At 35.3% G+C, this 25,818-nt stretch carries 29 protein-coding genes and 1 pseudogene; 21 read left to right on the plus strand and 9 right to left on the minus strand.

Going from position 1 to position 25,818, the window contains the following annotated elements:
* Positions 1-996 precede the first annotated feature (996 nt).
* The 3 genes from RTK36_RS13040 to RTK36_RS13050 form a co-directional block, all read right to left on the minus strand.
* Positions 997-1,290, minus strand: a complete 294-nt coding sequence (locus RTK36_RS13040; RefSeq protein WP_312047679.1) for a hypothetical protein — start codon at positions 1,288-1,290, stop codon at positions 997-999.
* Positions 1,291-1,295: 5 nt separating this feature from the next.
* The gene (locus tag RTK36_RS13045; protein ID WP_312047680.1) at positions 1,296-1,592 is read right to left on the minus strand and encodes a DUF2089 family protein; all 297 of its coding nucleotides are present in this window, start codon (positions 1,590-1,592) and stop codon (positions 1,296-1,298) included.
* A gap of 428 nt (positions 1,593-2,020) precedes the next feature.
* Positions 2,021-2,227 carry a helix-turn-helix transcriptional regulator gene (locus tag RTK36_RS13050; protein ID WP_312047681.1) on the minus strand — a complete coding sequence of 69 codons (207 nt, stop codon included), beginning with the start codon at positions 2,225-2,227 and terminating at the stop codon, positions 2,021-2,023.
* Positions 2,228-2,492: 265 nt separating this feature from the next.
* Here RTK36_RS13050 and RTK36_RS13055 point away from each other — a divergent pair, with 265 nt between their 5' ends.
* The 4 genes from RTK36_RS13055 (at position 2,493) to RTK36_RS13070 (ending at position 3,992) form a co-directional block, all read left to right on the plus strand.
* Positions 2,493-2,675, plus strand: coding sequence for a phage tail protein (locus RTK36_RS13055; protein WP_312047682.1), 183 nt, complete (start codon positions 2,493-2,495; stop codon positions 2,673-2,675).
* A 133-nt stretch (positions 2,676-2,808) separates the two neighbouring features.
* Positions 2,809-3,054 carry a phage tail protein gene (locus RTK36_RS13060; protein ID WP_312047683.1) on the plus strand — a complete coding sequence of 82 codons (246 nt, stop codon included), beginning with the start codon at positions 2,809-2,811 and terminating at the stop codon, positions 3,052-3,054.
* Between the two features lie 34 nt (positions 3,055-3,088).
* Entirely contained in the window at positions 3,089-3,331 is a 243-nt protein-coding gene (locus RTK36_RS13065) for a phage tail protein (protein ID WP_312047684.1), read from the plus strand.
* Between the two features lie 16 nt (positions 3,332-3,347).
* A complete protein-coding gene (locus tag RTK36_RS13070; RefSeq protein ID WP_312047685.1) occupies positions 3,348-3,992 on the plus strand; it encodes a hypothetical protein in 645 nt (214 codons plus the stop codon).
* Here the strand turns inward: RTK36_RS13070 and RTK36_RS16745 are convergent.
* The 3 genes from RTK36_RS16745 to RTK36_RS13085 form a co-directional block, all read right to left on the minus strand.
* On the minus strand, positions 3,967-4,191 hold the full coding sequence (locus RTK36_RS16745) for a helix-turn-helix domain-containing protein (RefSeq protein WP_442871356.1): 225 nt from the start codon (positions 4,189-4,191) through the stop codon (positions 3,967-3,969). The genes RTK36_RS13070 and RTK36_RS16745 overlap by 26 nt on opposite strands.
* A 71-nt stretch (positions 4,192-4,262) precedes the next feature.
* Positions 4,263-4,697 carry a MarR family winged helix-turn-helix transcriptional regulator gene (locus RTK36_RS13080; RefSeq protein WP_312047686.1) on the minus strand — a complete coding sequence of 145 codons (435 nt, stop codon included), beginning with the start codon at positions 4,695-4,697 and terminating at the stop codon, positions 4,263-4,265.
* Positions 4,698-4,709: 12 nt separating this feature from the next.
* The gene (locus RTK36_RS13085) at positions 4,710-6,974 is read right to left on the minus strand and encodes an excinuclease ABC subunit UvrA (RefSeq protein WP_312047687.1); all 2,265 of its coding nucleotides are present in this window, start codon (positions 6,972-6,974) and stop codon (positions 4,710-4,712) included.
* Between the two features lie 490 nt (positions 6,975-7,464).
* Here RTK36_RS13085 and RTK36_RS13090 point away from each other — a divergent pair, with 490 nt between their 5' ends.
* Positions 7,465-7,596 (plus strand): hypothetical protein, encoded by a 132-nt coding sequence (locus RTK36_RS13090; protein ID WP_312047688.1) that lies wholly within the window; start codon positions 7,465-7,467, stop codon positions 7,594-7,596.
* Between the two features lie 157 nt (positions 7,597-7,753).
* Here RTK36_RS13090 and RTK36_RS13095 read toward each other — a convergent pair whose 3' ends face one another.
* Positions 7,754-8,569 (minus strand): MBL fold metallo-hydrolase, encoded by an 816-nt coding sequence (locus tag RTK36_RS13095; RefSeq protein ID WP_312047689.1) that lies wholly within the window; start codon positions 8,567-8,569, stop codon positions 7,754-7,756.
* 368 nt (positions 8,570-8,937) lie between these two features.
* Here RTK36_RS13095 and RTK36_RS16750 point away from each other — a divergent pair, with 368 nt between their 5' ends.
* From RTK36_RS16750 to RTK36_RS13105, 3 genes are all read left to right on the plus strand, one after another.
* The gene (locus tag RTK36_RS16750; protein WP_442871357.1) at positions 8,938-9,153 is read left to right on the plus strand and encodes a hypothetical protein; all 216 of its coding nucleotides are present in this window, start codon (positions 8,938-8,940) and stop codon (positions 9,151-9,153) included.
* A 483-nt stretch (positions 9,154-9,636) separates the two neighbouring features.
* Complete coding sequence (locus RTK36_RS13100; protein WP_312047690.1) at positions 9,637-10,164, plus strand: flavodoxin family protein; 528 nt, start codon at positions 9,637-9,639, stop codon at positions 10,162-10,164.
* 326 nt (positions 10,165-10,490) lie between these two features.
* The gene (locus RTK36_RS13105; protein WP_312047691.1) at positions 10,491-10,736 is read left to right on the plus strand and encodes a PF20097 family protein; all 246 of its coding nucleotides are present in this window, start codon (positions 10,491-10,493) and stop codon (positions 10,734-10,736) included.
* Between the two features lie 349 nt (positions 10,737-11,085).
* On the opposite strand, the gene RTK36_RS13110 is transcribed toward RTK36_RS13105, so the two are convergent.
* Positions 11,086-11,673 (minus strand): TetR/AcrR family transcriptional regulator, encoded by a 588-nt coding sequence (locus RTK36_RS13110; protein WP_312047692.1) that lies wholly within the window; start codon positions 11,671-11,673, stop codon positions 11,086-11,088.
* Positions 11,674-11,811: 138 nt separating this feature from the next.
* Here RTK36_RS13110 and RTK36_RS16755 point away from each other — a divergent pair, with 138 nt between their 5' ends.
* From RTK36_RS16755 to RTK36_RS13140, 7 genes are all read left to right on the plus strand, one after another.
* On the plus strand, positions 11,812-12,129 hold the full coding sequence (locus RTK36_RS16755; protein WP_442871355.1) for a putative ABC transporter permease: 318 nt from the start codon (positions 11,812-11,814) through the stop codon (positions 12,127-12,129).
* A gap of 412 nt (positions 12,130-12,541) precedes the next feature.
* On the plus strand, positions 12,542-13,612 hold the full coding sequence (locus RTK36_RS13115) for an efflux RND transporter periplasmic adaptor subunit (protein WP_312047693.1): 1,071 nt from the start codon (positions 12,542-12,544) through the stop codon (positions 13,610-13,612).
* A gap of 20 nt (positions 13,613-13,632) precedes the next feature.
* Positions 13,633-16,680 (plus strand): efflux RND transporter permease subunit, encoded by a 3,048-nt coding sequence (locus RTK36_RS13120; protein WP_312047694.1) that lies wholly within the window; start codon positions 13,633-13,635, stop codon positions 16,678-16,680.
* A 107-nt stretch (positions 16,681-16,787) separates the two neighbouring features.
* Positions 16,788-17,195: a recombinase family protein gene (locus RTK36_RS13125; RefSeq protein ID WP_312047695.1), complete on the plus strand. Its 408-nt coding sequence runs from the start codon at positions 16,788-16,790 to the stop codon at positions 17,193-17,195.
* Positions 17,196-17,346: 151 nt separating this feature from the next.
* Positions 17,347-17,604 carry a hypothetical protein gene (locus RTK36_RS13130; protein ID WP_312047696.1) on the plus strand — a complete coding sequence of 86 codons (258 nt, stop codon included), beginning with the start codon at positions 17,347-17,349 and terminating at the stop codon, positions 17,602-17,604.
* A 1,291-nt stretch (positions 17,605-18,895) separates the two neighbouring features.
* Entirely contained in the window at positions 18,896-19,480 is a 585-nt protein-coding gene (locus RTK36_RS13135) for a TetR-like C-terminal domain-containing protein (RefSeq protein ID WP_312047697.1), read from the plus strand.
* 157 nt (positions 19,481-19,637) lie between these two features.
* Positions 19,638-21,413 (plus strand): oleate hydratase, encoded by a 1,776-nt coding sequence (locus tag RTK36_RS13140; protein WP_312047698.1) that lies wholly within the window; start codon positions 19,638-19,640, stop codon positions 21,411-21,413.
* Positions 21,414-21,542: 129 nt separating this feature from the next.
* On the opposite strand, the pseudogene RTK36_RS13145 reads toward RTK36_RS13140, so the two are convergent.
* Positions 21,543-21,798, minus strand: a pseudogene (locus RTK36_RS13145) (ParA family protein); the annotation flags it as partial.
* Positions 21,799-21,823: 25 nt separating this feature from the next.
* On the opposite strand from RTK36_RS13145, the gene RTK36_RS13150 reads away from it, so the two are divergent.
* The 6 genes from RTK36_RS13150 (at position 21,824) to RTK36_RS13175 (ending at position 25,817) form a co-directional block, all read left to right on the plus strand.
* On the plus strand, positions 21,824-22,693 hold the full coding sequence (locus RTK36_RS13150) for a hypothetical protein (RefSeq protein WP_312047729.1): 870 nt from the start codon (positions 21,824-21,826) through the stop codon (positions 22,691-22,693).
* A gap of 463 nt (positions 22,694-23,156) precedes the next feature.
* Positions 23,157-24,293 (plus strand): Kelch repeat-containing protein, encoded by a 1,137-nt coding sequence (locus RTK36_RS13155; protein WP_312047699.1) that lies wholly within the window; start codon positions 23,157-23,159, stop codon positions 24,291-24,293.
* 82 nt (positions 24,294-24,375) lie between these two features.
* Complete coding sequence (locus RTK36_RS13160) at positions 24,376-24,756, plus strand: hypothetical protein (RefSeq protein WP_312047700.1); 381 nt, start codon at positions 24,376-24,378, stop codon at positions 24,754-24,756.
* A 39-nt stretch (positions 24,757-24,795) separates the two neighbouring features.
* Positions 24,796-24,951, plus strand: coding sequence for a hypothetical protein (locus RTK36_RS13165; RefSeq protein WP_312047701.1), 156 nt, complete (start codon positions 24,796-24,798; stop codon positions 24,949-24,951).
* Positions 24,911-25,348: a MarR family winged helix-turn-helix transcriptional regulator gene (locus tag RTK36_RS13170; protein ID WP_312047702.1), complete on the plus strand. Its 438-nt coding sequence runs from the start codon at positions 24,911-24,913 to the stop codon at positions 25,346-25,348. The genes RTK36_RS13165 and RTK36_RS13170 overlap by 41 nt, the downstream gene beginning before the upstream one ends.
* A 244-nt stretch (positions 25,349-25,592) precedes the next feature.
* Positions 25,593-25,817, plus strand: a complete 225-nt coding sequence (locus tag RTK36_RS13175; RefSeq protein WP_312047703.1) for a FeoA family protein — start codon at positions 25,593-25,595, stop codon at positions 25,815-25,817.
* Position 25,818 lies beyond the last annotated feature (1 nt).

The following is a 25,818-nucleotide window of genomic DNA, read 5'->3' on the forward strand; positions in this document are numbered from 1 at the left end:
AATAGTGGACTGAAGGAAAGTCCCAGCAAAATTGCTGCGTTTATTGATAAAGCGACAGAAGCAGTATCGAAAGATTTTTATTAATGTGCCATTTCATGATGATAACTGGTAAAATTTACTATTTCGTAAGAGTAAAGAGCGTTTGTTTGGAATTGTGAAACGTTTAAAAAAACAAATTTAGAAATATACCCTGCCGCCAAGACCCCACCAGCTTTAGCTGGCATCTTTATTGACCGTTTAATGCACGTTGAGACGGTTATACTTCTTTCTCACAAAATGCAGACACACATATCAACGTGAAAGTGGAGATTGGCGGGGGTGTCGGGAAAATCCCGGTGGTTTTGTATGACGTTCTCAACGTAGTAGAAGAATTGGAGTATTCCATCGTTCTGTAACGCCAGAAAGGGTAGAGTCAATTAAAGATGAGCTGAAACACTTTGAAAAAATATATTAAATAGTAAAAGCTGCAACTCTTTAAAAATAGAGAATTGCAGCTTTTATGTCCTATAATAGATTTGAATTGCTGTTTATTTCTTAGAAGTACCACTTATTTATTTATATTTGTTGACCACATTAACCATATTTTCACAGATGAACTGCTTTGATTTTTTGATGTGAAAAAGTTTACTGTTACTCTGTCGAAATTAGCTTAGGAAAATATCAATCCTATTTTAGGATTTTCTGAGGGATTAAACAACTAAATATTAAAATCTAAGGAGCTCTTGTTCGGTAAGATAATTACTGAACAGGAGCTTTTTATATCTGCATTTATCCAAAAGCGAAAGGAGGATTACTATGAAAGAGTATTCAAACAATGATGGTGTTGATAGATCATACCATATATGTTAAAGCTTATCTAGAGTCCTTGCAAGGATACTCTGGAGCGTGGTAGAGACGCAGACAATCTCGAACCGGGCTGTTTTAAAATTGTATTATTATTGAGTTTACCACTATACATTTTATGTTAGGATAGTATTGTAAGTTTCAAGTCATCTTTTAATTATCAATATCATGTGCTTTCATCTTGTCTAATTCCGATTTTTGCTTCTTTTTGTACTTTTCTCTGCTGGTAATCCATCCTTCAAATAGGAAAAGATTCAAAACAAAAAATACAAAGGAGGATGTACCGTTAAAGGCGATCAGTCCAGTAGCCAAAATATATATACTGGCTGCCAACGCCAACAGAGGGATGATGCCACCCCAAATCGGATTTTTTAGTTTGGCGCAGAAGATTTCAACGGCCCAACATATAGCAGTAATTCCAATGCTGACAATAAGTTTTATACTCATAAAAATCATCTTTCCTTTTCTTTTTTATATTTTTCAATAATAATTTTTGCTATTTCTAAATCAATTCGCGAGTCAACGGCTAAACCTTTAATAAAGGTTTGAAAAGGTTCTTCTTCCTGCTGGTCGCTCATTTGGATTTTTTGAATTAGTCTATCCAGACGTAATCGCACAGTAGGGTAAGAAACTTCATAAAGATTCGCAATCTCTTTTAGAGAACCCGATTTTAAAATAAAATTTTTAAGAAAGGTAGCATCTTCTTGCTCTAATGCAAGTATCCATTGTGGAATTTTATCAATATCCAATTTATATCTCCTTTCATATTTACTTTAATAATATTAATTATATACTAAATATTATTAAAGTCAATACAAAGATTACAAAGATTATCTACAAACTTATACTATCAAAATTTAATTGTATAACTTAATGGATGATTGGAAAATCCCTTTCTATCATTATCATAGCAAATATGCTAAAGCTCTTTTAGTATCCTATTCCAAGACTGAAAAAAATAGCTTAAAATGCAGATAGAATTATAACTATTGAAAATGGAACTTTAAAAAACAATAAAAAGCAACAAAAAACATAAGGGATTTTATTATGAGTAACCCAAAGAACATCATTATTAAATACCTACAATTATACAACATCTAAATAAGAGCCCTGGTAGGAGGTGCATAATCACCAACTACCAGGACTCTTTTAAATACGGACAATTTTTGAGTTTGATTTACAATTCAATAATTCCAAGTTGCTTGGCCTCAATCACCGCATCTGCCGCTGTATTTACCCCCAGTTTCTGATAGATGATTTTCGTGTGTGAACGGATGGTGTTGAGAGATAGTCCGGTTATTTTTACAATCTCTGCGTTCTTATAGCTTTGAGCAAGCAATGTAAGAATGTATTTCTGCTGCTTCGAAAGTTTAATTGGCTTCACATTTAAACCCGCAGTAATACCTACATGGTTTTTGGAGACTTCATAGGTTTTCAAAGTTTACCAACGGTATGCTCCCTCCCTTTTTTTTCGTAAACAACATATATATGCTCACATAAAAATGAGGTTTTTGGAACGTAAAAAATTTTGAAAACTTCACATCGATGTGATTTTACTTTAAAAACCAGCATGTTAAGATAGCCTAATAAATGCCAGCCAGAATTTTGGTTAGAACAAGGCACATTAGCGGGAAAGGAGGAAAAATAGTATGGAATATTATGTTGGAGCCATCGCAGCATTTGCATTTAATTATGCGCCGGCTCAGTTTGTTCTGTGTAACGGACAGTCGCTGTTGATTTCCAAACAGCAGCAGTTGTATGCGCTCATCGGAAAAAAATTGGTGGAGATGAGACATCTTTTAAGGTACCGGATCTTTCGGATGCGGCTATGATTCCTGGCACAGCCTATTATATCGCCACAGATGGAATTTGCCCCCAATTTGACTAAAACTTAGCGCACGATTATTTATTAAGTGATCGAGATACGCTAAGTAACTAAAAAATATTATACGAGGAGAATAAGATATGGATGATAGTTACATGGGTCAAATTACTCAGTTTGCCTTTGATTTTGTGCCATATGGATTTTTGCTGTGTGATGGCGCGACGCTACAATTTGCCGAACACATTGCGTTGTTTGATATAATTGGAACAGCCTACGGAGGGGATGGCATAACGACTTTTAAATTGCCTGATTTGACAAAAGCAACAGCTTTTCCGAGTATGAAATATTATATCAGCACAGTAGGAGTTTATCCGGCAGAAGGGTAAATAATTAAAATTCCAGAGGAGGAGTGAGAAATATATGAATTTTTTTATCGGCACTATTTATTTGTTCCCATACGGAAGAACACCAATGAACTTTCTCCCGTGCAACGGAATGCTGATGCAAATTAGAATGAACACGGCACTATTTTCATTGATTGGAACAACCTACGGCGGCGACGGCGTCAACACCTTTGCACTACCAAATATGCAGGGTCTGGAACCGATGCCAGGGGTACAATATTACATTGAAGTCGCGGGTCTGTATCCGTTAAGGTCCTGAGAGGAGGATACATCATATGGCAAGCGGAAATTATAATTACGCATTGAATAAATCCGTGACGACAAGCTCGTATATACTGCCCTACATACCAGAGAGAGCAGTCAATGGCACACTTTCGGGTCCAGCAGATCGCTGGACGAGTGGATTTTGGAAATTTGAAGATGAAAAGTTGTTGTATAAAGTGGATTTTGGCGCATCGTACTACATTAGTCGATACGTCATAAAAAGTGTCTGTGAGCTCCCTACAGGAAGCAGCGATAAGTGGCCGGATAATTATGAAAATATATCTGTTGCAGTGGTTTATAGTACAGATAACGAAAATTGGGTTGAACTAGGTGAATATACGTCTATTGAAAATACAATTGACCGCGAGTTTAATTCGGTTTCCTATGTTTTGATTCCGGGTTATACGGATGAAACGGAATACAAATATTATTATACTGTAACAATCACGAAAGCTGGAGATTTCACGGAGTTGGAGTGCAACGCGCTAATCAATGGTTTAAAATTTGGAGTTACTCCATATGCTCAATCGGGAGATCGCTATATTGAAATCACAGGCATAATTGATAACGGTGGCACTGCACATTCAGGTAACTGCTTGCACTGCCCAATTATGTTGAAAGATAACAATGCTAAATCAAAAAAACCACAGGCCTAAAGCTGTGGTTAAGATGATAAATTTTAATTTTTTCGGCTTTTCTTAGCAAAGAGGATTCTCTGTACTTTAGTGGAGTAACACCGTATTGTTTCTTAAATGCTGCACAGAAATTGCTAGGACTGGAATAACCACTATCATAAGCGATTTCATTGATCATATTATCTGTATTTATAATTAAATCACATTGCCTGTTTTGTATCTACTCTATTTTATGATAAATATGGAACTCTCTCTCAATATAAATCGACATTTAGATCAGTTTATCTGTATTCAACTAAGTATGTCATGCTTTTCTGCGTATAAGTTCGTAATCCTTTTGCACATCATTGAAAAAGCATGTACTTCTTCCTCTGTTAATGCTTCCTCAATTAGGTTCATAATTTCAGTTCCAAAATCCTCAACGCGATTCAAAAACGATTGCCCCTCCTTGGTAAGCACAATATTATAAGAGCGGCGATCATTTGTCTGCCTTTCCTGAATAATATATTTTTTTTCCAGCAAACGCTTTGTTAATTTTGAAATGCCAGATTGTGAGATGCCTCTCATTTGGGCAAGTTCTTTCGTGGTTTTCGCTCCCTGCTTATTCAATGTATCCAGTATATAGTATTGTGCTGTCGAAACGCTCTCAACATTGAACCGATTTGAATCTGATACAATCATGCATTGAAAGGGCACATAACTTTCCTCTAATTCTTTGATAGCCATTAAACTAACCTCCTATTTATTTTCAATGTATTTTACTAGGTGCTTTCCAGTTAAAGAATCTGGACAATTGATTAAATCCTTCGGCAATCCTGTAAACATAATTTTACCACCATTCTGCCCTGCATAGGGGCCTATGTCAATAATCCAATCTGCTTGACAGATAATATCTAAATTGTGTTCTATGACAATAAGAGTGGAATTTTGTTCTACAAGGCGATTCATTACACGAATCAACTGTTTGATATCAGCCATATGCAAACCCGTTGACGGTTCGTCCAAAACATAAATCTGACCACCGTTTTCAAGTTCGGAAGCAAGTTTAATTCGCTGTAACTCACCACCTGAAAGCGTGCTTAATGGTTGTCCTAAAGAAACATAAGTGATACCCACGTCTGAAAGTCGTTTTAAAACCGTTACGATTTCTTTTTCTTGAAAAAATTCTAAGGCTTCTGTGACCGTCATTTTAAGAACATCGGCAATGTTTTTCCCTCTTAGCTGATAGGCAAGCACTTCGTCCGTATACCGATTTCCGTGACACTCCTCACATACCGTAACGATTGTGTCCATAAACGCCAAATCTGTATAAGTAACGCCTAGACCTTTGCAGGCAGGACAAGCACCCTGTGAATTGAAACTGAATAGGGAGGCGCTTACACCATTTTTTTTCGCAAATAATTTTCTGATGATGTCAAAGATACCTGTAAAGGTCGCAATGTTGGAACGTTTTGACGCTTGGATTCCTTTCTGGTCAATAAAAACAGTTTCTGGATATAACCGTGGCAATACCCCATTAATTAGCGTACTTTTTCCTGAACCGGCAACCCTGGTTACAACAGTCATTACTCCTTTTGGTATTTCAACAGAAAGGTTCTTTAAATTATGCATGGTTGCATTTTGAATAGAAAGCCAGCCTTTCGGGGCACGAGTAACAGGTTTTAGTTCAGGGCAGTAGGATAAGTATTTTCCTGTGAGAGTACCCGCTGTTTTCAGCCCATCTAAATTTCCTTGGTATACAACTTTCCCGCCATCGGTTCCCGTACCCGGCCCCATATCAATAATATGGTCTGCAATTTTTATCATGTCTGGATCATGCTCTACAATCAAAACAGTGTTCCCCTTGTCACGCAACGACCTCATAAGTTCATTGATTTTGCTTATGTCATGAGGGTGAAGCCCTATACTTGGTTCGTCAAAAATATAAGTAAGGTCAGTCAAGCTACTGCCAAGTTGGTTAACCATTTTAATTCTTTGTGACTCCCCGCCTGAAAGTGTAGCTGTTTCTCTACTTAAACTTAAATAGCCCAGTCCTATAGATATCATGTGCTGAATTCGATTCACAAGTTCAGAAACAATTGTAGTGGCTATAGGAGCATGAAGGAACCTGACAAAATCCAAAAGATCATTTATTTGCATATCTGCACATTCCGCAATATTTTTACCGTTCACTTTACAAGATAACACTTTATCATTTAAACGTGTTCCGTGACAGTGGGGACAATCCTGTTTTACAACAAAACGCTCAATTTCTTTTCCATACCTGACCTTTTCGCCATCTTCTTTTTTTAGAAAGCTCCGCTCAATACGTGGAATCAGCCCCTCATACAAGGAGGTTTTATGCCATTCGGGTGATGGGTTTTTAACCTTGATTCCGTCAGCGTAAAGTAGCAGCTCCAATTCCTCGGCAGAATAGTCTTTCAATTTTTTATTGTTGTCAAAAAAGCCTGAATGAATATAGCGGGTTAAACGCCAACCGCCGGGTTCAAAAGTTGGAAACCGGATAGCTCCCTCATTTAAGGATTTATTTTTATCTAACAGTCTTCCAATATCAATGGTTTCAATTTTTCCTAAGCCCTCGCAATGTTCGCACATTCCAGATGGATTGTTGAATGAAAATACATCGGAATAACCTACAAATGGTTCTCCAATTCGGGAAAACAGTAAACGTAGTACAGAATAAATATCTGTAATTGTCCCGACCGTTGAACGGGCATTGCCCCCTAATCGTTTTTGATTGATAATAAAGGCTACGGACAAATTTTCGATGGTGTCCACATCGGGTTTTCCGTAATGTGGCATACGGTGACGGATAAAACTGGTGTAGGTTTCATTTAATTGTCTTTGGGATTCTGCTGCTATTGTATCAAATACCAAAGATGATTTTCCTGAACCGGAAACACCTGTAAAAACCGTAATTTCTTTTTTGGGTATCAGAACATTTATGTTTTTTAGATTTCGTTCCCTTGCACCTGATACTAGAATATAATTATTTTTAGTCATGTTTTTTCCTTTCTATATATATGATTGGGTAAATATATGAGTGGGTTAATTATATTCTATCACTATTTTTGTTAATTTACAAAATAAAATTCTGTGGAAAAATTGGCATAACAACTTCTTTATGATGACTGTACAACCTTAATATTTTAAAAAAATATCGGCGGAAGAACTTGTTTACGATATACGTTAAGCGTAATACCAAAAGCAAAGTTTTTAATTCATCAATCCTGTTGCCAGGACTGATGATGTTTTTACAAAAAAATTGTATTCACCCCAAATGATCTTTAATATGCAACAAGGGCAGTTGACTTGGTTTTTAACAAAAAATTTCGTCAATAGCATTACAGAGAACTTGATAAAGCACTTAACTAATTTTCCTGCTTCCTAAAGCGAACCAACAGAAATTGTTGCAAAAAGCATCAAGAAAAAGGGACTATAATTTTCTGGTTTATTTGTTTATTGTGAAAAAAAGGGGGAAGCGTTAAAGGGATTGGTGATTATGCCAGTGAAAGAAGCTATCTTAATTGCCATTGCTGGACTTATTGTGGGCAGAATAGTAGTAAAAAAAGGTGATCTATCAGAAAGCAAACTAGCGGAGTATCGGCGTCAAAAGATTAGATAATGATGGAGCTGGCATTCAGGCGTGGGAGAAGTTTTTAAATCTATTATATGAACAAGATGAAATTGTCTTGGGTATTTCCCCCACACTTAATAAAAATAAGCAGAGGGAAGTTAAATACCCTCTGCTTGTAAAGCTTCTACTTTATACAACGAATAGTTTATAATCTATCTAGCATTTCAAAACTTAATGTTTGAAACACCGTACAATATTTTTGAAATGCGTCTTGCCCTATAATATAAATATTTGGCATATAGGACATTCTTTTTTTCGAATATAAAATTCGCTCTAGTCCATTATCAATGGCGGTATGGTTGCTTAACGCTACATCCACTTTTCTGCTATTTGCCTCACGAATAAAATAATCTAGGGATTTTAGATACTGTGTAACTCCGTTCTTATTCCATGGAGGAGTAGTGCCGCCCCATAGTGCTGCCATATGCGCTTCGCCAGCTTCTTTTACTGGAAATATAAAGCTTAAGCACCCGGGAGTATGACCAGGAGTGTCGTAAACATATATTGTCTTATCTCCGAGAGTTATAGTGTCTCCATCTTGTATATAAGTATCAATTTGATAATCTTTCCACGTTTCAGGGCGTTCCGGTTTTGTTGGATACTCTTTCCAAAAAATATCATCCACTTCAGAAAGATATGTTTCTGCATTATATGTTTCTACAAAATACTTTCCGCAACCAGTATGATCAACATGTCCGTGTGTTAAGACTAATTTCTTTATTGTATCTGGATTCCAACCTACAGATTTAATCGCATCCACTATCGCATCAAAAGCTTTTTTTGATGGCCAAATAGCTTCGATCACTATCAGTCCATCATTGGTTTTTAATACGAAACAATTGGTTTCTTTTTGTGCAATAATTAGTAAATCATCAAAAATGAGAGCATGGGTGAAAAATGACATGTCCTCCATTGCTTTAATGGTTTCTTTTGTGATGATTGGTTTGTTTAATCTATTCATCCTTAAATACTCCTCTGTACAATTTATTTTACAGTCGCACAGAGGTTAAACGATTCTTTGGGTGCATTCCTAAATATATTTTCATGATTCACCTCCCGGCACCTATATTTATTTACTGTTATTTAAAATACTCTATTCATCAACAAAAATTATACTTTGTGATAATGGAGATTATCTTTGCTACTGATTACAATGCAATTGCTTTTTAACATTATACTGCAAAAGAATTCAAAAAGAAAGGAATCCTTATATAGTCATTGGCGGACTAGCCCTTTTATCGGTGCTAGCCATAGGCCACCTGCAAGAAATGAGATGTAGGAAGCAAAATCGATGAAAATTAGCGAAGTATTGCAAAATTTTTTACACGGATTGAAGAGGTGGACTTATGTGGTCATGCTACAATTGCCACTTTCTATGCAATGTCAAGTCTACATTTATTAAAACAAGGTAAGTATAAGCAAGAAACTTTGAACATCAGTACTTCCCAGATTACAGCAGATTTGTTGGTTCAAGTTATATCAACAGCTTCGGGATATTATGGTTCCTGTAAGAAGCGTAGAGATTTCAGAGGAGATCAGACCTGATACGAAAAAAGTAAAAGAAATGAGCCAGAAGTACAATACTGTTGGATACTATGTTTTTTCTTTGTAATCCTTACATGGTGCTAACGTTTATTGTAGAAACTTTGCTCCTTATATGGTATCCTGGAGGAATATGCCGCAGGAACATCAACGGATGCACTTGTTTTAATCTGTACCCCTTTGGAAAAGTTAACGAGGAACAAACTTCAAACATTTGTCTTTGAACAAGGTTATACTATGCAAAGGACATCTGAATCCGAGTATCTTTAGTTGTACAGGAAAAAGAGTTTTTAAAGTCAAGGTCGTTGGGAGAGCGATGAATTTGACTTTAACGGAAGTCTAAATATAGAATCAAAGTAACTAGTCTCAAAGGGCCCAACCAGTAACTATTTGTAAATCAACTGACCAATAAACCGATAGCTCAATTAGGGGAGAAGTATAAATACTTCAGGCAACGGTATCTGGCGAAAGAAAGGACAAATTAGCATGAATATTTTGGTTATTACAGGAAGTCCGAGAAAAAATGGAAACACAGAGATTATGGCAGGCGTATTTGCAGCGTCTGCAATAGAAGCAGGGCATCAGGTAACAGTGAGAAAATTAAGTGAAAACAAAGTTAATCCATGTATTGCCTGCAAATATTGCTTTACGCATGACGGCGTATGCGTGCAAAATGATGATATGAATGAGATATTAAAAGATTTGAATCAGGCGGACATGTTGGTACTTGCATCTCCAATTTACTGGTTTGATGTTTCTGCTCAGACGAAATGTTTTATTGATCGAATGTATGCTTTTGCAATAAAGGGGTTTCACATTAAATCGATTGCAATGCTACTCAACTCTGGTGCAGACGGAGTATATGATGCAGCCGAAGCACAGTTAAGGTCAATAGCTTCTAATTTGAATTGGGAGTTAAAAGGTATTATAAAAATACCGAATCTTCAAGAAAAGGGCAGCATAGAGGATGCTAAAGAGTTAGAACAAGTACGTGATCTTGCAAAATCACTTTAAAATGTGTCCGTGTTAGTGACTATAGGAACAGGAAAACTAATCTTTTCCTAGAAGTCAATTTTATATCAAGGGATGGCTAAGCTCAACAGGCATCATTATCACCGCCACAAGATAATTAAAAATGAAACATCATGTTTTGCAGCCCTAGTATTGGGTTTTCAGTAGGACAATAATCCTGTTATAACGCCAAAGACTGGTTCCAAATATAGATTTTACAGAGGAATTTTATTTTTTCTATTCTTGTTTTGTATGTGGTCTGAACTGAAGGCGAAAATTAAACTGCAAAACTTATTTGTAAAACATTTTAGATCAAGGAGGCAAAAGAAGTGAAGTGCCCTTATTGTAACACAGAAATGGAACTTGGTTATATTCAATGTCGTGACGGAGTTTCATGGAACAACAAAAAAAGTAAAATTGCTACATTTGCATCTTCAAGTTTAAATGCAATTAGTTTAGCATCAGATCATGGTATTTTTTCAGGATCATCTGCTGTTGCATATAACTGTCGAAAATGCAAGAAAATAATGATTGACTATAGAGAAGACAATACCGATAGGAACAGCGATTTATAACTTTATTGGATAAAGTCAAGAAAAAAAGAGAATGAAGATTTTTCAAATGATTGAATATCGGCAGAGGAGAAAAGGCTTTAAATACTTTTCTACTTTGCTGTTTTTTTGTTCAATTATATTTAATCACTTTTCATAAGTTTCTATTTAAATTTGTGGCGGACTAGCTCCTCTCAACGACTAAAGCTATAAAGTATCAAGGCTATCCTCTCAACTTTGGAGCCATAAAAAAACTATAGAGGATCTTAAGATAAAGCTGAACTGCATTGAGCTAATCAATAAAACCTATAAATACATTTTATAATTGTCTTATTGTCTGTTTTTTAACTTGTTATCATAAAAAATAAAAAAACTATTGAAGTTTCAGTAGTCCATTAATCCCATGGAACACTAGCATACTGACATCATCAGAAATTTTCTCAATTGCTATGCTTCGATTAGAATTAAACCAGTTTTGATAAACAGCCAACATCCCTGAAATAATAAAATCTGCAATTAAATTTATTTTAACTTCTTCTGCTTCCATTTGGGTTAATATAGATTCTTTTATTTTCTCCTTTAATGAAACTACAATCTTGGAAATCAAATTAGAATTGCTGTCTGTTTTTAATAGATAACCATAAAAATCTAAATCACTATTTATAATAGTTGTTAGTTTTGAAAATATTATAAACGGGTTTCTTATGTCTTCATTTACGTTAATATCTTTTAAAGCTGCTTCAAAAGTGCTAACAATTTCATTTTCTATCTCATCAACGATCTGGTGAATTCCACTGTAGTAATTGTAAAATGTTTTTCTATTAATATCAGCTTTATCTGCAATATCCTTAATGGTAATTTGATTAATATTTTTTTCTGAAAGAAGTTCGGCAAAAGCGTTACGAATTGCTTTTTTTGTTCTAATTATTCGGCGGTCGGTTCGTTTAGATGTTGTATTCATATAATATCTCCCAATTTTATTCATTTTTATGTATTTATGTGGCATATTGGACATTTTAAGTACTAAATGTGCAATTAGTATCGCATAAGTGATATTGTGTCCATTGTTGATAGATCTCACTTGAAGTATAATACACACATGAGTAAAAAATCAAGAAATTTGAACTATTTCTATCTTTTGGAGGTGACTTTTGAAAAAAAAGATAATTTGTACATATTTTATGAGCTTTTAATTTATAGTTTTGTAGGATGGATTTATGAATTAAGCATATGTTCAGAGCTTAATTCAAAACAATTTATAAACAGAGGATTCTTGTTAGATCCATATTGGGTATGTTGGGCGATATTACAAGATATTAAGAGGCCTATCATACTTTTTTTATCTGCTGCTATTTTGTGTAGTGAAGGTGATTATCTAGCTGGATATGCTATGGAAAATTTATTTCATGTAAAATAGTGGGATTACTCTCAAATGCCCTTTCAAATACACAGGAGAGTTTGTTTGTGGGCTTTTTTATTTGGAGTAAGTAATTATTTATTTGTAAGTGTCTTATTAACTATTGAAATTGGAAGAATTTAAATTAATATCTAAAACATTTATATGATGAACTTTATGAGAAGTCAACATTCTTTTGAAGAAGTTTCAAATACTATTTTTGATAAGCAATTAATGCAAATAATAGAAAAACCTAAAAATATACAGATTAACCTAAAAGATGTTAGTGTTAATTTTACGAATCAAGAGCTTAGATTTTTATGTTTTTCCTAAATTACTCATTTTACCCTATAAGGAACTAATACAAATAATAAATTTTAAGAAATAATTATGTGAGCATATGAAAATATGTCATAAAAAGGAGAAAACATAAATGAAGAAAACAAACTTAATCGTAATACTTGCTTTTATAATTCTTTTCGTTGGATGCTCTAATGATAATACAGTTCAAACACAAAGTAAAAACGTAAATACATCAACAGTTAGTATAAAGGAATATGATACCGGTTTGGATTATTTAGGAATTGTACGAGCCAAAGATACGAAGAATTACGCTTTTTTATCAGGAGGAAAATTAGAACACATATATGTTGAGGCAGGTGAAAAAATTAAAGCAGGAGATCTTCTTGCGCAACTTGATACTTCTTCTTTAGAAATCAGTGCTAATACTGCTAGAATAAATGTCAATAGCTTGAAAAATTCATTGGAGACTGCAAAATCAGCATTAGATGCAACAGAAGTTTTACACGATAATGGTGTTATTGCTGATAAAGATTGGGAAGCTCAAGAAAGTCAATATGTTATGCTTGAAGGAAATTATGAGATTGCTCAAAATAATTTAGAACAGGCGGAAAAGCAATTGGTAGATTCAACTATTTATGCAGATGAAGATGGCTATGTAATGGAGGTTCCATATAAAGAGGGAGAAATAATTGCTGCGGGATATCCTGTAGTTATTATGAAAGGTAGTCAGAAAGTAATTTCTGTAGGAGTATCAACTGATGATATTGTTAAGGTGACAACGACAAGTGCAGTTAAAGTAGATGGGAAGATTACTGCCAATATTGATAGCATTGGACAATATCCTGATGAAAAGACTAGGGCTTATACTGTAGATGTGGTTTTTGAATCAGATAAATATGAAATTGGTGATATGGTAGAAGTGCAGATTATTACTGGAAAAAATAGTGGATGTTTTGTTCCGGTGCAGAGTATTTTTAATATTGATGGTATTGATTATGTTTATGTTGTAAACGAGGAAGGAATAGTAAGCCGTAAACAAATTACTAGAGGAGAGTTATGTAACGACATGGTGCAGGTTGATGGAATTGAGAAAGGAACAGTTATAATTCGTGATGGAGTTAAAAATATAAAAGAAAATGACGTTGTTATTTCAACTAACTCCCTAAATGTCGTAAACAAAAGTGAGAATGCAAGCAACTAGGGAAGATAGGGGAAATAAATATGAGGGAAAATTTTGTGAAAAGTTTTGTAAATAGTATTATTAATAAAAAGAATATAGTTTTAATTGTTGTGATTGCTGTAATCGTAAGTGGTATTTTCAGCTATATATCTATACCAAAACAACATTTTCCAGAAGTTGTATTACCTGTAGCCTCTGTTAGTGTTGTATACCCTGGAGCATCGGCAGAAGATATGGAAGAACTGGTGACCAAAAAATTGGAGGAGGTAGTTCGGCAAACAAAAGGTTTTGACACTTGTACATCTACTACTATGAATAGTGTAAGTGCAGTTATGGTTTCTTTAAGTATGGATATTAGCCAAAAAGAAGTGGACGAAAGTTTTGATGATTTGAGAAATCGTTTAGAAGAATTAAAAGAAACTTTACCTTCAGGAGTGACATCTGTGTCAATTGATACAGACATCATGGATACGGCAGGTATGATTGTGGCTGTTACAGGAAGTGATGTGAGTGGAGACGAACTAGCACAGAGAACGGATGATTTGAAAAATCAATTGGAACTTTTAGATGGCGTTCGTAAGGTAGATGTCTATGGTCAGCGGAATTCCCAAGTAAAAGTCCATGTACATTCGGCACAATTAAATAATCTTGATATATCACTCTCAGAAATAGCAAATATTATTGGCGCACAAAATAGTATTATACCAATAGGAGACATTGATATTGATGACAGTGTTATGACTGTTAATTCAAATGGAAAATTTGAAAGTTTGGATGAGATCAGAAATATTGTTATAGGTCAATCTGCGGCGGGAACAATTACTCGACTTTCTGATATAGCTGATATTCAGATACAAAACCCTGAAGACAGCGCTCATTATACTTATAATAAAGAGGATGCTAATTTAATAGCTTTGTATTTTGACTCAGGGATAAATGTAGTTAATTTTGGAGATTCTATACGTCAGTGTATTGGGCAATATTGTAATTATATTCCTTCAAATATTCAGGTACATGAGGTGTATTTTCAACCGGATGTGGTATCTGATGCTGTAAATAGTTTTATTTGGAATTTGCTAGAATCTATTATCTTAGTTCTTATTGTTGTTATGTTAGGAATGAATTTTAGAAATGGTTTGGTTGTTTCAGTTGCAATTCCACTGTCTATTCTAATTAATTTTGTTGTGATGAAACTCATGGGAACAGAAATCCAGTTTGTTTCGCTGGCAGCATTGATTATTGTGTTGGGAATGTTGGTAGACAATGCAATTGTGATTAGTGATGCCATCCAAACAAATCTAGATATTGGGATGGAAAGAAAAAGTGCAGTAATTGAAGGAACGAAAAAGATGATTATGCCGGTGTTTATATCTATGCTCACAACAGTTAGTGCATTTGCCTCCTTGCTGGCATTGTCTGGCGCATATCGTCAATTGGCATTTACTTTACCAGTAGTAATTATAACTTGCTTAGTTGCTTCTTTTTTTGTATCAATTGCAGTTACTCCACTTTTTTCATATTTATTTTTAAAGCCATCTAAAGTAAAAAAAGAGAATTCTGGAAAATTAGTTACTATGTATGACTACATATTTAAAAAGGCTTTTAGAAATAAAAAACGCACCATTTTGATAGCATTAGTATTCATGGTTGTATGTGGGTCAACCTTATCAATGATTGATATGCAGGTAATCCCAAAAGCGTATAAAGATGTAGTAACCATTAATGTAAAAGGAAATGATGAAAATGATATTGAAAAAACAGCGGCTCTGATACATGAAATTGAAAAGATTTTAGACAAACAACCTGAGACAAAATATTATATGTCTGGAATTGGAATAGGAATTCCAAGATATGATTATTCGATAATGCCAAAGGCAACAGGAAAAAATGTAGGGGATATTTTTGTTAGAGTTGATTTATCCAAAGGTGGAAGATTTCATGAAACGAATGAGATGGTTGACTTCTTGCAGAATGAGATAGATTCTAATATTAGTGGAGGAAATGTTTTAGTTGATGAATTAGGGATAATTGCTTTTACATCAAAACCACTTGAAATGAAGATTTATAGTGATGATTTGGATGACTTAAATCAGTCTGCGGAAAAAGTAGCTAGTTTGATGAGGCAGTTAGAAGGAGCTAAATACATAGATGCAGGACAAGAACTTGCTACTTATAATTATTATGTTAATATGGATACGAATAAACTTAATAGTTTTAGTCTTACAAAAGCAGAGGTACAAAATGAATTGAGTATTGCATTGATGGGAAGAAATGTTTCTATATATCGCAATGAAGGTAAAGAATATGAACTTGTATTAGATAGTGATATAGAAAGCCAAAATGCATTAAAGAATTTTCGAATAAAATCTTCTGTTAATCAAAATAAGTATGCCCTCCAGCAATTCACAGATGTACAGCTGAATCCAGAAATTAGTACAATAACAAGAATTGATGGACGAAGGGGAAGGGCTATAGGGTGTTACTACAGGTCAAACTACAGTGACATTACCCTTCAGACAAAATTGGAAAAGATGCTAGAAAACACAGAGTTTCCAGATGGAGTAACTTTGGAAAAATCAGGAATGAAGCATGATTTTATGGACGTATTGACTTCAATTGCAGAAGTCGCAGTTCTATCCATAGCAGTTATCTTTATGATTTTATTGTTTAAATTTAATTCTATAAAGATTCCGTTTTTTATCTTTACATCTGTTCCTTTTGGAATATTATCTGGGGTAGCAGGGCTATTTATTACAGGGGAGCGTTTAACTTTTTTTGCATTGCTAGGTGCGGTAAGCCTTCTTGGCTGTGTACTTGCTAATGCTGTTGTATTAATTGAATTTATTAATGAGGAAAGAGCACTAGGGGCAACTGTGGATGAAGCTTGTCTTGAGGCAGGAAGAAAAAGATTCCGTCCAATTCTTATGAGCACTATGACAACTGTACTTGGATTAATTCCACTTGGTTTTGGCGGAAATGAACTATTTGTTCCTATGGCTAGATTGATGATAATAGGTTTACTTGTAGCTATGATTATAAATCTAATACTGGTACCAATAATTTATGATATGTTTGAAAAGCAAACTTAGAGTGTGATTGAATGTGTATGAAATAGTTGGTGGCTGTAACGGCTAAATAGAACGGAAACCCCTGAAGAAAGTTTTGTTAAAACGAAAAACTATGCGGTGACGCTCGTATGCAAAAGACCTATACAGTAGATTTTCTCACCAAGAAAAGGGTGAAGAATGATGGATATGTCAGACAGTACTACATAGAGGATAACCATGAGGCAATCATCCCAAAGGAGTTATTCCATCAAGTACAAGCAAAAAAAGCAAGGCGAGCAAGTTTAAATAAAGCTGCAGTTACAAGAAAAAAGAACAAGGAATTAAGAGAGAAAAGCAAATACAGTTCTAAATATATACTTAAGGATCTGATGGTATGTGCAGAATTTGGGCATGCCTACCGTAGACAGATATGGTCCAAGTATGGTGAAAAATCGGCAGTGTGGAGATGCGAGGATAGGCTGAAACAAGGTATAAAATCAAGATACAAAAACAACATGCCAGAACTCACCTACATTAAAAGAAGAACAACTACATGATGCAATTATATAAAGCCATAAATAATGTAGTAGAAAATACAGGGGAGTCTATAGACACATTCCAAGAAAATGTATAAGAGTTATCAGTAACTACAGCACCAAAGAGGTTACAACCGAATATGACGAACAGATAAAATAGCTTCAAGATCAGATGTTTATTTTCATAGAAAATAACGCAAAAGAAGGAGCTGCCAGCGTAGAATTCGACGTAGAGTATAAGAAATTATCGGAGCAGATAAATGAACTGAAAACTGCAAAAATAAAGATGGTTCAAGCACAGAAAAATGCGGAAAGTTATGTTCAAAGGGCTGAGGAATTAGATAGAACCATAGGTTATGTTAACCCACAGGTAAGGGTCTTTGACCAAGACCTTGTGAAAAGGATGATTTTCCTCCATAAGGGTACATAAGGGCATGAAGCTGGAGATACAGTTACACTTGAGGATAGTGGTAACACAGGATGTGGACTACTATGAATAGGCATTAAAATAGGAGTAGGGTGTTTTCTCTGTGCCTGTTGATTTTTTAACTACTAAGAATAAAGCACCTAAAGTGTCAAGGATTTTATTGTTGGCGGTTTTGCTATTTTCATGCTAAATATTTGTAAAATGTGTCTTATAACCGAAGAGTTTTATACCATTATCTCGATTAGGAGGTGCCTTTTCGTCAAAAGTAATTTGGTTCAGGTTATACTGTATGGACAGCCGGACGTAATCCTCTGTTGAAGCATAAATATCACTTCATTAACCTTACATTGGTAGTATACCTATTCATTTGGCAATGGAAATATTCGGATTAGCCCAGATGAGAGAGAAAAGTTTTTCATGTTTAGTATACACCTTGGAATAGCTGAGGAACCAATTGCAGTTGACCGGAATTTCGTCCAATTGGTGGTGTCAGCATCTCCAGTGATTTATCAAAAGTAATATCCTCTTACTCTACCCAAAAAATCTTTGGTAGGTTGAGTGGACGAGATAGACATATGGATAGTATTTTAAATGAATCTCCTAAATTGAAGAGTGAATTTCAGTGTAAGAGTAAATGGAGGTGTGGGCAGCATCCTAGACCAAATCAGCGTTGAGGCATTAAGTGAAGCCGCACGATTAGAATTGCATTAATATAATATCCATTCAACAGTAATAGCACCAGATCCAATTAAACAAACTTTTTTAGTGTAATTGCTCAAAATTTAGATGACCTTATGTCAAATCGAGACTCTGCTTATGTTAGCTTTTATAAATCAGACGGAAGACAACGAAGTAGCCAAAAAAAGACTGAGGTGGAGGATATGTAAAATTATAGTGAAATACATTAATATAACATTAAGTATTCTTTTTTATCGACATTAACCTATATAAAAGTATTCCACCATTGAAGATGGGATACTATAAGATATATGTATTTTAATCTTTATTTCTCCTTGAAGCGCACTCTTACTGTATCGTACTATTGACGATGTGCTCTTTTTATAGTAAGTATACTTAGGAAAGAGATCGATATGAGTTGTAGGATCAGATCAACAGCAGCTTAAGTAAGTACTCTTTAAATAATACAAAGGAGAGCAAGAGTTATGCCTTTACTCAGTCATGATGTGTCTGTTCTTGAAAGGTATCCATGAGTATTTGAACATATTGTAAGGATTATTTAGAAGAAAATTAAGACGCACAGTGTAGCAAGAATTATTACAAAGGAGGATCTCGGATGTCGGAGGTAACAAAAAGGGCTTTAGAGGCATCGCTTAAAAATCGTTTACTTCAAAAATCACTTGATAAGATCACTATCTCAGATATTACAAATGACTGCGGGATTAACCGTATGACCTTTTATTATCACTTTAAGGATATTTATGATTTGATTGAGTGGATCTGCGTTGAGGAAACAGCAAGAGCAATCAACGGCAAGAAAACCTATGACACCTGGCAGCAGGGGTTTTTGCAAACCTTCCAAATGGTACTGGCAAATAAACCTTTTGTCTCAAATGTTTATCATTCCATCAGCCGGGAAAAAATAGTAGACTATTTTTATGCAATTACCTATGATCTGCTGCGGGGGGTAGTTGAGGAAAAAGCGGCTGGCCTAAGAGTGAGGGAAGACGATAAGAAATTTATTGCAGACTTTTACAATTTCTCCTTTGTAGGGCTGCTGTTGGATTGGATCAAAAAAGATATGAAGGAAGATCCTCAGGTAATTATTGATAGAATCAGCACATTAATTCAAGGTGACGTAGCAAAAGCTTTAAGTAAGTTTCAGCAGAACAAATCGAAACAAAACATTTTAAATGATTAATAAATAGACAAAATTGCCGATGTGATAAGATTTTAATCAAAGCCATTTTATTGATGATTGTAGAAATTGCAATAAAAATTATAATGGTTATTGTAAATATAAATCAAACAAAATGGTTATTGTAAACAAAAATCAAACAAACACGGAGGTAATTGCTATGTATTATTCAAAAGGAAATTATGAATCACTTGCCCGCCCAGAGAAACCTCAGGGAGTGGAACGCAAATCGGCCTACTTGATTGGTTCTGGTCTTGCTTCCCTTGCAGCCGCAGCTTTTCTTGTTCGCGACGGACAAATGGATGGGAAAAGAATTCACATCTTAGAAAAGGATCCGCTTGCAGGGGGTGCCTGTGACGGCTATGAATATGATAATACCGGATTTGTGATCCGCGGCGGACGAGAAGTGGATAACCGCTATGAATGCCTATGGGATCTATTTCACTCTATCCCATCTCTGGAAACAGAGGGTGCCAGTGTGCTGGATGAATTTTATTGGCTGAATAAGCATGATCCAAACAGCTCTCTCACACGTGCAACGGTGAATCGTGGTGAGGATGCTCATACGGATGGTAAGTTTGCTTTGTCAAATGAAGGTATGCAGGAAATTATGAAGTTATTCTTTACACCGGATGAGGCGCTATACAATAAGCGTATCTCCGAAGTGTTCAGTGATGAGGTTCTGAACTCTAATTTCTGGCTGTATTGGCGCACAATGTTCGCTTTTGAGAACTGGCACAGTGCACTGGAAATGAAATTATATATTAAGCGCTTCATTCATCATATTGGTGGAATGCCTGATTTTACAGCCGTTCGCTTCACGAAGCTTAACCAGTATGAATCCATGATTCTGCCATTAGTGAAGTATCTGGAAGCCCATAATGTTCAGTTTCACTTTGGAACCAAAGTGGAAAATATTGTATTTGATGTAAAATCAGATAAAAAAGTTGCAAAAGTGATTGATATCATCCGAGATGGCAATGAGGAACACATTGACTTGACCGAAGACGATTTGGTGTTTATCACCAATGGCGGATGCGTTGAAAACTCTTCCATCGGTAATCAGGATACACCGGCACCCTTTAATTATGAAATTAAAAAAGGCGGCGGCTGGGATATGTGGCGGAAAATTGCGGCACAAGATCCTTCCTTTGGACACCCGGATAAATTCTGTTATGATGCGGAGCAAAGCAATTGGATGTCTGCTACTGTGACAACATTGGATGATCGTATTCCTCCTTATATACAGAAAATCTGTAAACGTGATCCTTTCAGCGGCAAGGTGGTTACTGGAGGTATCGTTACTGCCAAGGATTCCAATTGGCTGCTTAGCTGGACCTTTAACCGTCAGCCTCATTTTCGCAGTCAGCCGAAAGATCAGCTGGTCGGCTGGATCTATGGATTGTTTACCGACAAGCCCGGCAACTTTGTGAAAAAGGCTATGCGTGATTGTACCGGTAAGGAAATCTGTATGGAATGGCTATACCATATTGGAGTACCGGAGAATCAAATTGAAGAAATGGCAGAGAATAGTGCTAACACGGTACCTTGCATGATGCCTTATATTACCGCATTTTTTATGCCTCGTGAGGCAGGTGACCGTCCTGATGTTATCCCAAATGGCAGTGTGAATTTTGCTTTTCTTGGGCAATTTGCTGAAACAAAACGCGATACAATTTTTACGATCGAATATTCCGTACGTACGGCCATGGAGAGTGTTTACACACTTTTGGATATTGACAGGGGTGTACCCGAAGTTTGGGGAAGCACTTATGATGTTCGTGATTTGCTGAATGCTACATCAAAAATGAGTGATGGCAAAAAAATTACGGAAATGGAGTTTGATCCGAAGCAAAAGGCTGTTCTTGGTGAAGTTCTCAAAAAGGTTGCAGGAACGGATATTGAAAAACTGCTCAAGGAATATCAGTTAATCTAGTAGAACATAAATGCTGTAATGCCGCATAACAAAGGTCTGCATCCGGTTTGCAACATAGGTTGGTTTTGAAATATAGAGGCCAACCTATGTTTTTTTGGATATGTTCGACGGACACACGTTTCAACGGGTTTAGGGAGACATATGTTTTTGGCGCTGCTTTTCAATCTTCAGCACTTCCTTTGTCAACTCCTGATGACCTCGGCCACTTTACCTTTCGGATCGTGGGCGAAAATGGTCTTACCCTCCGCCGTAATTTCGGCGGCACGGACGGAATGGGGGATGTCTGGATTAAATACCTTGATTTTTTTACCATTTTGAGCAGGATACCGTCAATTTTCAATTTTGGATTGATCTGCCGCCGTACCTTGTTGATATTATCGTTTAAAAATATATTATAGAGGGGGATTCTTATGAAAAAGCAAATTTTAGGTATTTGTTTTATATCGATTTTGAGTATTTGCTTTAATGTTATACAGTACTCTTTAAACAATAATTTGAAATCTACGATCTTAACATATGAAAAACAATTGAATTCTTCTGGAAATTATCTTGCTAATGAGAATGGTAATGTTCAACAAAATACAACTTTAGATGACGTCTCTATAATTAATACGGATAACATACAATGGCACCTAAAAGAAGTCCCTCACCTATATTTTCATAATTTCATTGACGGAGCTTATGAAGAATGGTTTTCGGCAACTGGTCCAATTGCTAATATTAATCCATACTGCATTAATGTTAATCCAAATAGTATAAAAATCATAGAAAGTGGAGATGCATATTTTACAAAAATTAGCATAGAAGGATATGTACCAACTTGGTATTTAACTCAAAATGATGAAAATATAAATTTTAAATCAATAAGTGAAGAAAAATATATTTTAGATAAAACAAATGCATACTACGGTGCTAACGAAAATTCAGGAGCAATAAAATTATTATCAAAAGGTACGGCTATAGAAGTAATTGGAGAAAGTAATGGTTGGTATTATATTAAATTATTAAGTGAAGCATCAGTAAATTATCCTGAAATGTGGGTAAAAAAAGACTTTATTGGAGTTCTTTCAACTTCAGGTACTGTAATTAATATGGAGGTTAGAGTGAAAAAAGGAACTGTGGGTATTCTTGAAAATAATGAAGTACAATCGTCCTATATACTTGATAGTACAAGGATTGGAAAAATTCAGAATGAAAATGATACAAATTATTACGTTACATTTCCTGGGGCTTTTGGCTTATACATAGAAAAAGAAGATGTGGAGTTTATTGGCCAATAAAGAAAAGTCTGTGTGAAATTTTCTATAAATAGTTTTTTATGAGATATTAAATGATTTAGATAAAATTATATAAGTTTTTTTTGCCTAAAAAATAATAACAAGATTAATTTTAGAGTATTAGAAAACATTAATACTTATCTACATAATAATTACTTTTCCTGCAAGTTTTAGAAGGAATATTTTTAGGATTAATTAAACTCACTAGTAAAATTATCTGAAAGAAAAATGGGCATACAAAATTAAAATTTAGTTGTTTAGATCACTTTATGTTACCAACATCAGTTTCGTTTTTTAGCCAACATTTTCTCCAATCTTAAATACATTGACTGTAATGTCGAAAGGTATTTACAAAAAATGTAAACTGAGATATTATTTTATCATATTATGATTAATGTGAAAGAGGTTCATGATGAAGAAAATATTGGTTAAAATTTTGGGAATAGTAGTAGTAGCAACTCTTTTTGTGCCGAACATAAGTGCATGTGTTAACCAAGATGAAACAAGTGCATGTACTAACGAAGAAGAAACAGGATGGAAAGAACTAGCTTCTATGCCTACAGCTAGATCGATGTTTGAATCAGAAGTTATTGATGGTAAAATTTATACTACTGGAGGCGGTTGGAACAGCGATTACGTAGCACCCACAGAAGTTTACGACCCTTCTACAAATAAATGGAAGAAACTTGCTTATATGCCTACAGCTCGAGTTGCTTTCAAAACAGCAGTTATTGGTCATAAAATATATGTTATTGGGGGTAAAAATTTTGATAATATGGAACTAGTATCATCTACAGAAGTGTATGACTCTTCTAAAAATAAATGGACAAAGTTAGCTCCTATGCCTATAACTCTGTGGGACCCTGACGACTTTAAAACAGAGGTTGTTGACGGTAAAATTTATGTCATTGGCAACATTCTAGACGGCACTTGTACATCAACAACTGAAGTTTATGATCCTTCTACCGATACATGGGCTGTTTTGACTCCTATGACAACGCCCCGCTCGGGATTCCAAACAGAAGTTATTGGTGGTAAAATTTATGCCATTGGAGGATATAGTGGTGTGCTCCTTCTTGGACCCGGTTGCAACTCTAGTATTGATTCTATTTCAACCACAGAAGTTTATGATCCATCCACTGACAAATGGACGACTTTGGCTTCTATGTCAACAACTAGGTGTTGGTTTCAAACAGAAGTTATTAACGGAGAAATTTATGCCATTGGAGGTCATAACGTTAAAGTTGGGGATTCGAAAGGAAAATCGTTATCAACTACAGAAGTTTATAATCCATCCACTGACAAATGGACGACTTTGACCTCTATGTCCACAGTTCGCAGAGTTTTCCAAACAGAAGTCATTGATAATAAAATTTACGCCATTGGTGGCTTTGACACGTATAATCTTGATCTTGATAATGAACTATCATCAGTAGAGGTTTATGATCCATCCACTGACAAATGGACAACTCTGGCCTCAATGTCGAAAAAAGGGTCTTACTTTCATACAGAAGTAATTGATAAGGTTATTTACGCCATTAGTGGAATGAATGATACTTCTATGGAATCCTATGCCGTTCCCGCAAATGCAACGAACCGATAAGTTCTTTAGAATACGAAAATATATCATTTTGAAGTTATCATGAAAGGCGTTTATTTTCCACAGTCTTTTCTGTTGCGCTGATATGATTCTGGTCTTTGCTCATCTTGCAAAGGGCAGTAATGAAGTGGGTGTAGGCGCTGACCGTGCCTTGACCAAAAAAACGGAACGAGGATTGAAGAGGTACTATTGCGACCAAGATAGCGTCAATGCGAAAGTAAAAAGATATGATTTCTCAGTGGAAGAAGTGAATGAACAGCTGATGGGAGTTGCAAACCTCATTTTAAATGCGCCCCTTGATGATAAGGAACTTGCCAGAATAAAAGATGAAATTACAGGTCAAGCCAGTGACGGTTGGGGGAAGGTTTTGAGCAAAGAGAAATTAGATGTAATGGCAAAGAGGTGTATGTCAGTTTTTGGAGTGCAAAAAACTGGAGTTTGCAGACGTCTGAAGAATTGGAAATAAAACTGCAAAATCATGATATGAAGTTTGGAGGAATGTAAAATGCCAAAGGAAGCAGAAGAAAGTAGTCAATTTGGTATTAAACAATTACTTGATTTTCAAATTCATTACTTGACAAAATGCTTTAGCAGCTATATAATTTCATATGGTGATAAGAATGAAAGTCGAACTCATGGAGAGAATTTACTTACTAATTAATAGTTTTAATGCGGAATCCAAACAAGCGAGAGACTACGGAACGGGAGATTTATTGCATCATTCAGAAGTTCATTTGATTGTGGCAATGTTTAACCACAAGGATGCAAATGCAAGTGAGCTGGCTCACGCATTAGGTGTTACGAATGGAGCAGTTACGCAGGTTGCAAATAAGCTTGTTAAAAAAGGTCTGATTGAACGGTACAAGGAAAAAGGCAATAAAAAAGATACCTTTTTTCGGTTGACAAAGCAAGGCGAAACAGTCTATTATGGGCATGAACGCCACCACGAGGAAATGCATGCCGATGCAATTAAATTTATGGATTCCCTGAATGAAAATGATGTTAAAGTAATTATTGCGTTATTTGATAAATTGACCGAAAAAATGCCTCTCTGTTAGATAAGCTGTTTTTTTTTTGCGCAATATTTTAGCTACTAAAACATTTAAACTTTTGGATCCGTTTTTTTTACCATGCAGTTAGCTGTCGCTTACTTTGCTTGGGTTTACAAAATGTTTTAGATGCTAAATAATGCAAGTCCAAAACCGTTCTTGCTGAGCTGTCTTAATAGCGCGTTCTTATATGATTGTACAGAGAATAATACTTCTCAAACAATACAACAAAAAACAACGAGGAGGAAATATGATGGATAGTTTAAGTCAACAAAAAGAAAACAAATCATATGAAGTGAAAAAGCTGAATGGGACATCACGGTTTATCAGCAGAATCACATCCATTGGTTTGTCAATCGGCACTGTCGTTGAGGTGGTACAAAATAAGCGCAAGTCCCCTTTGCTGATTTACGCAAGGGACACAATGATTGCCATAAGCAAAAAAGAGGCGGCCAATATTTTAGTAGAGGAGGTGTAAC

It is taken from the genome of Anaerotignum sp., from assembly GCF_031981185.1.
In the GTDB taxonomy this organism is placed as follows: domain Bacteria; phylum Bacillota; class Clostridia; order Lachnospirales; family Anaerotignaceae; genus Chakrabartyella.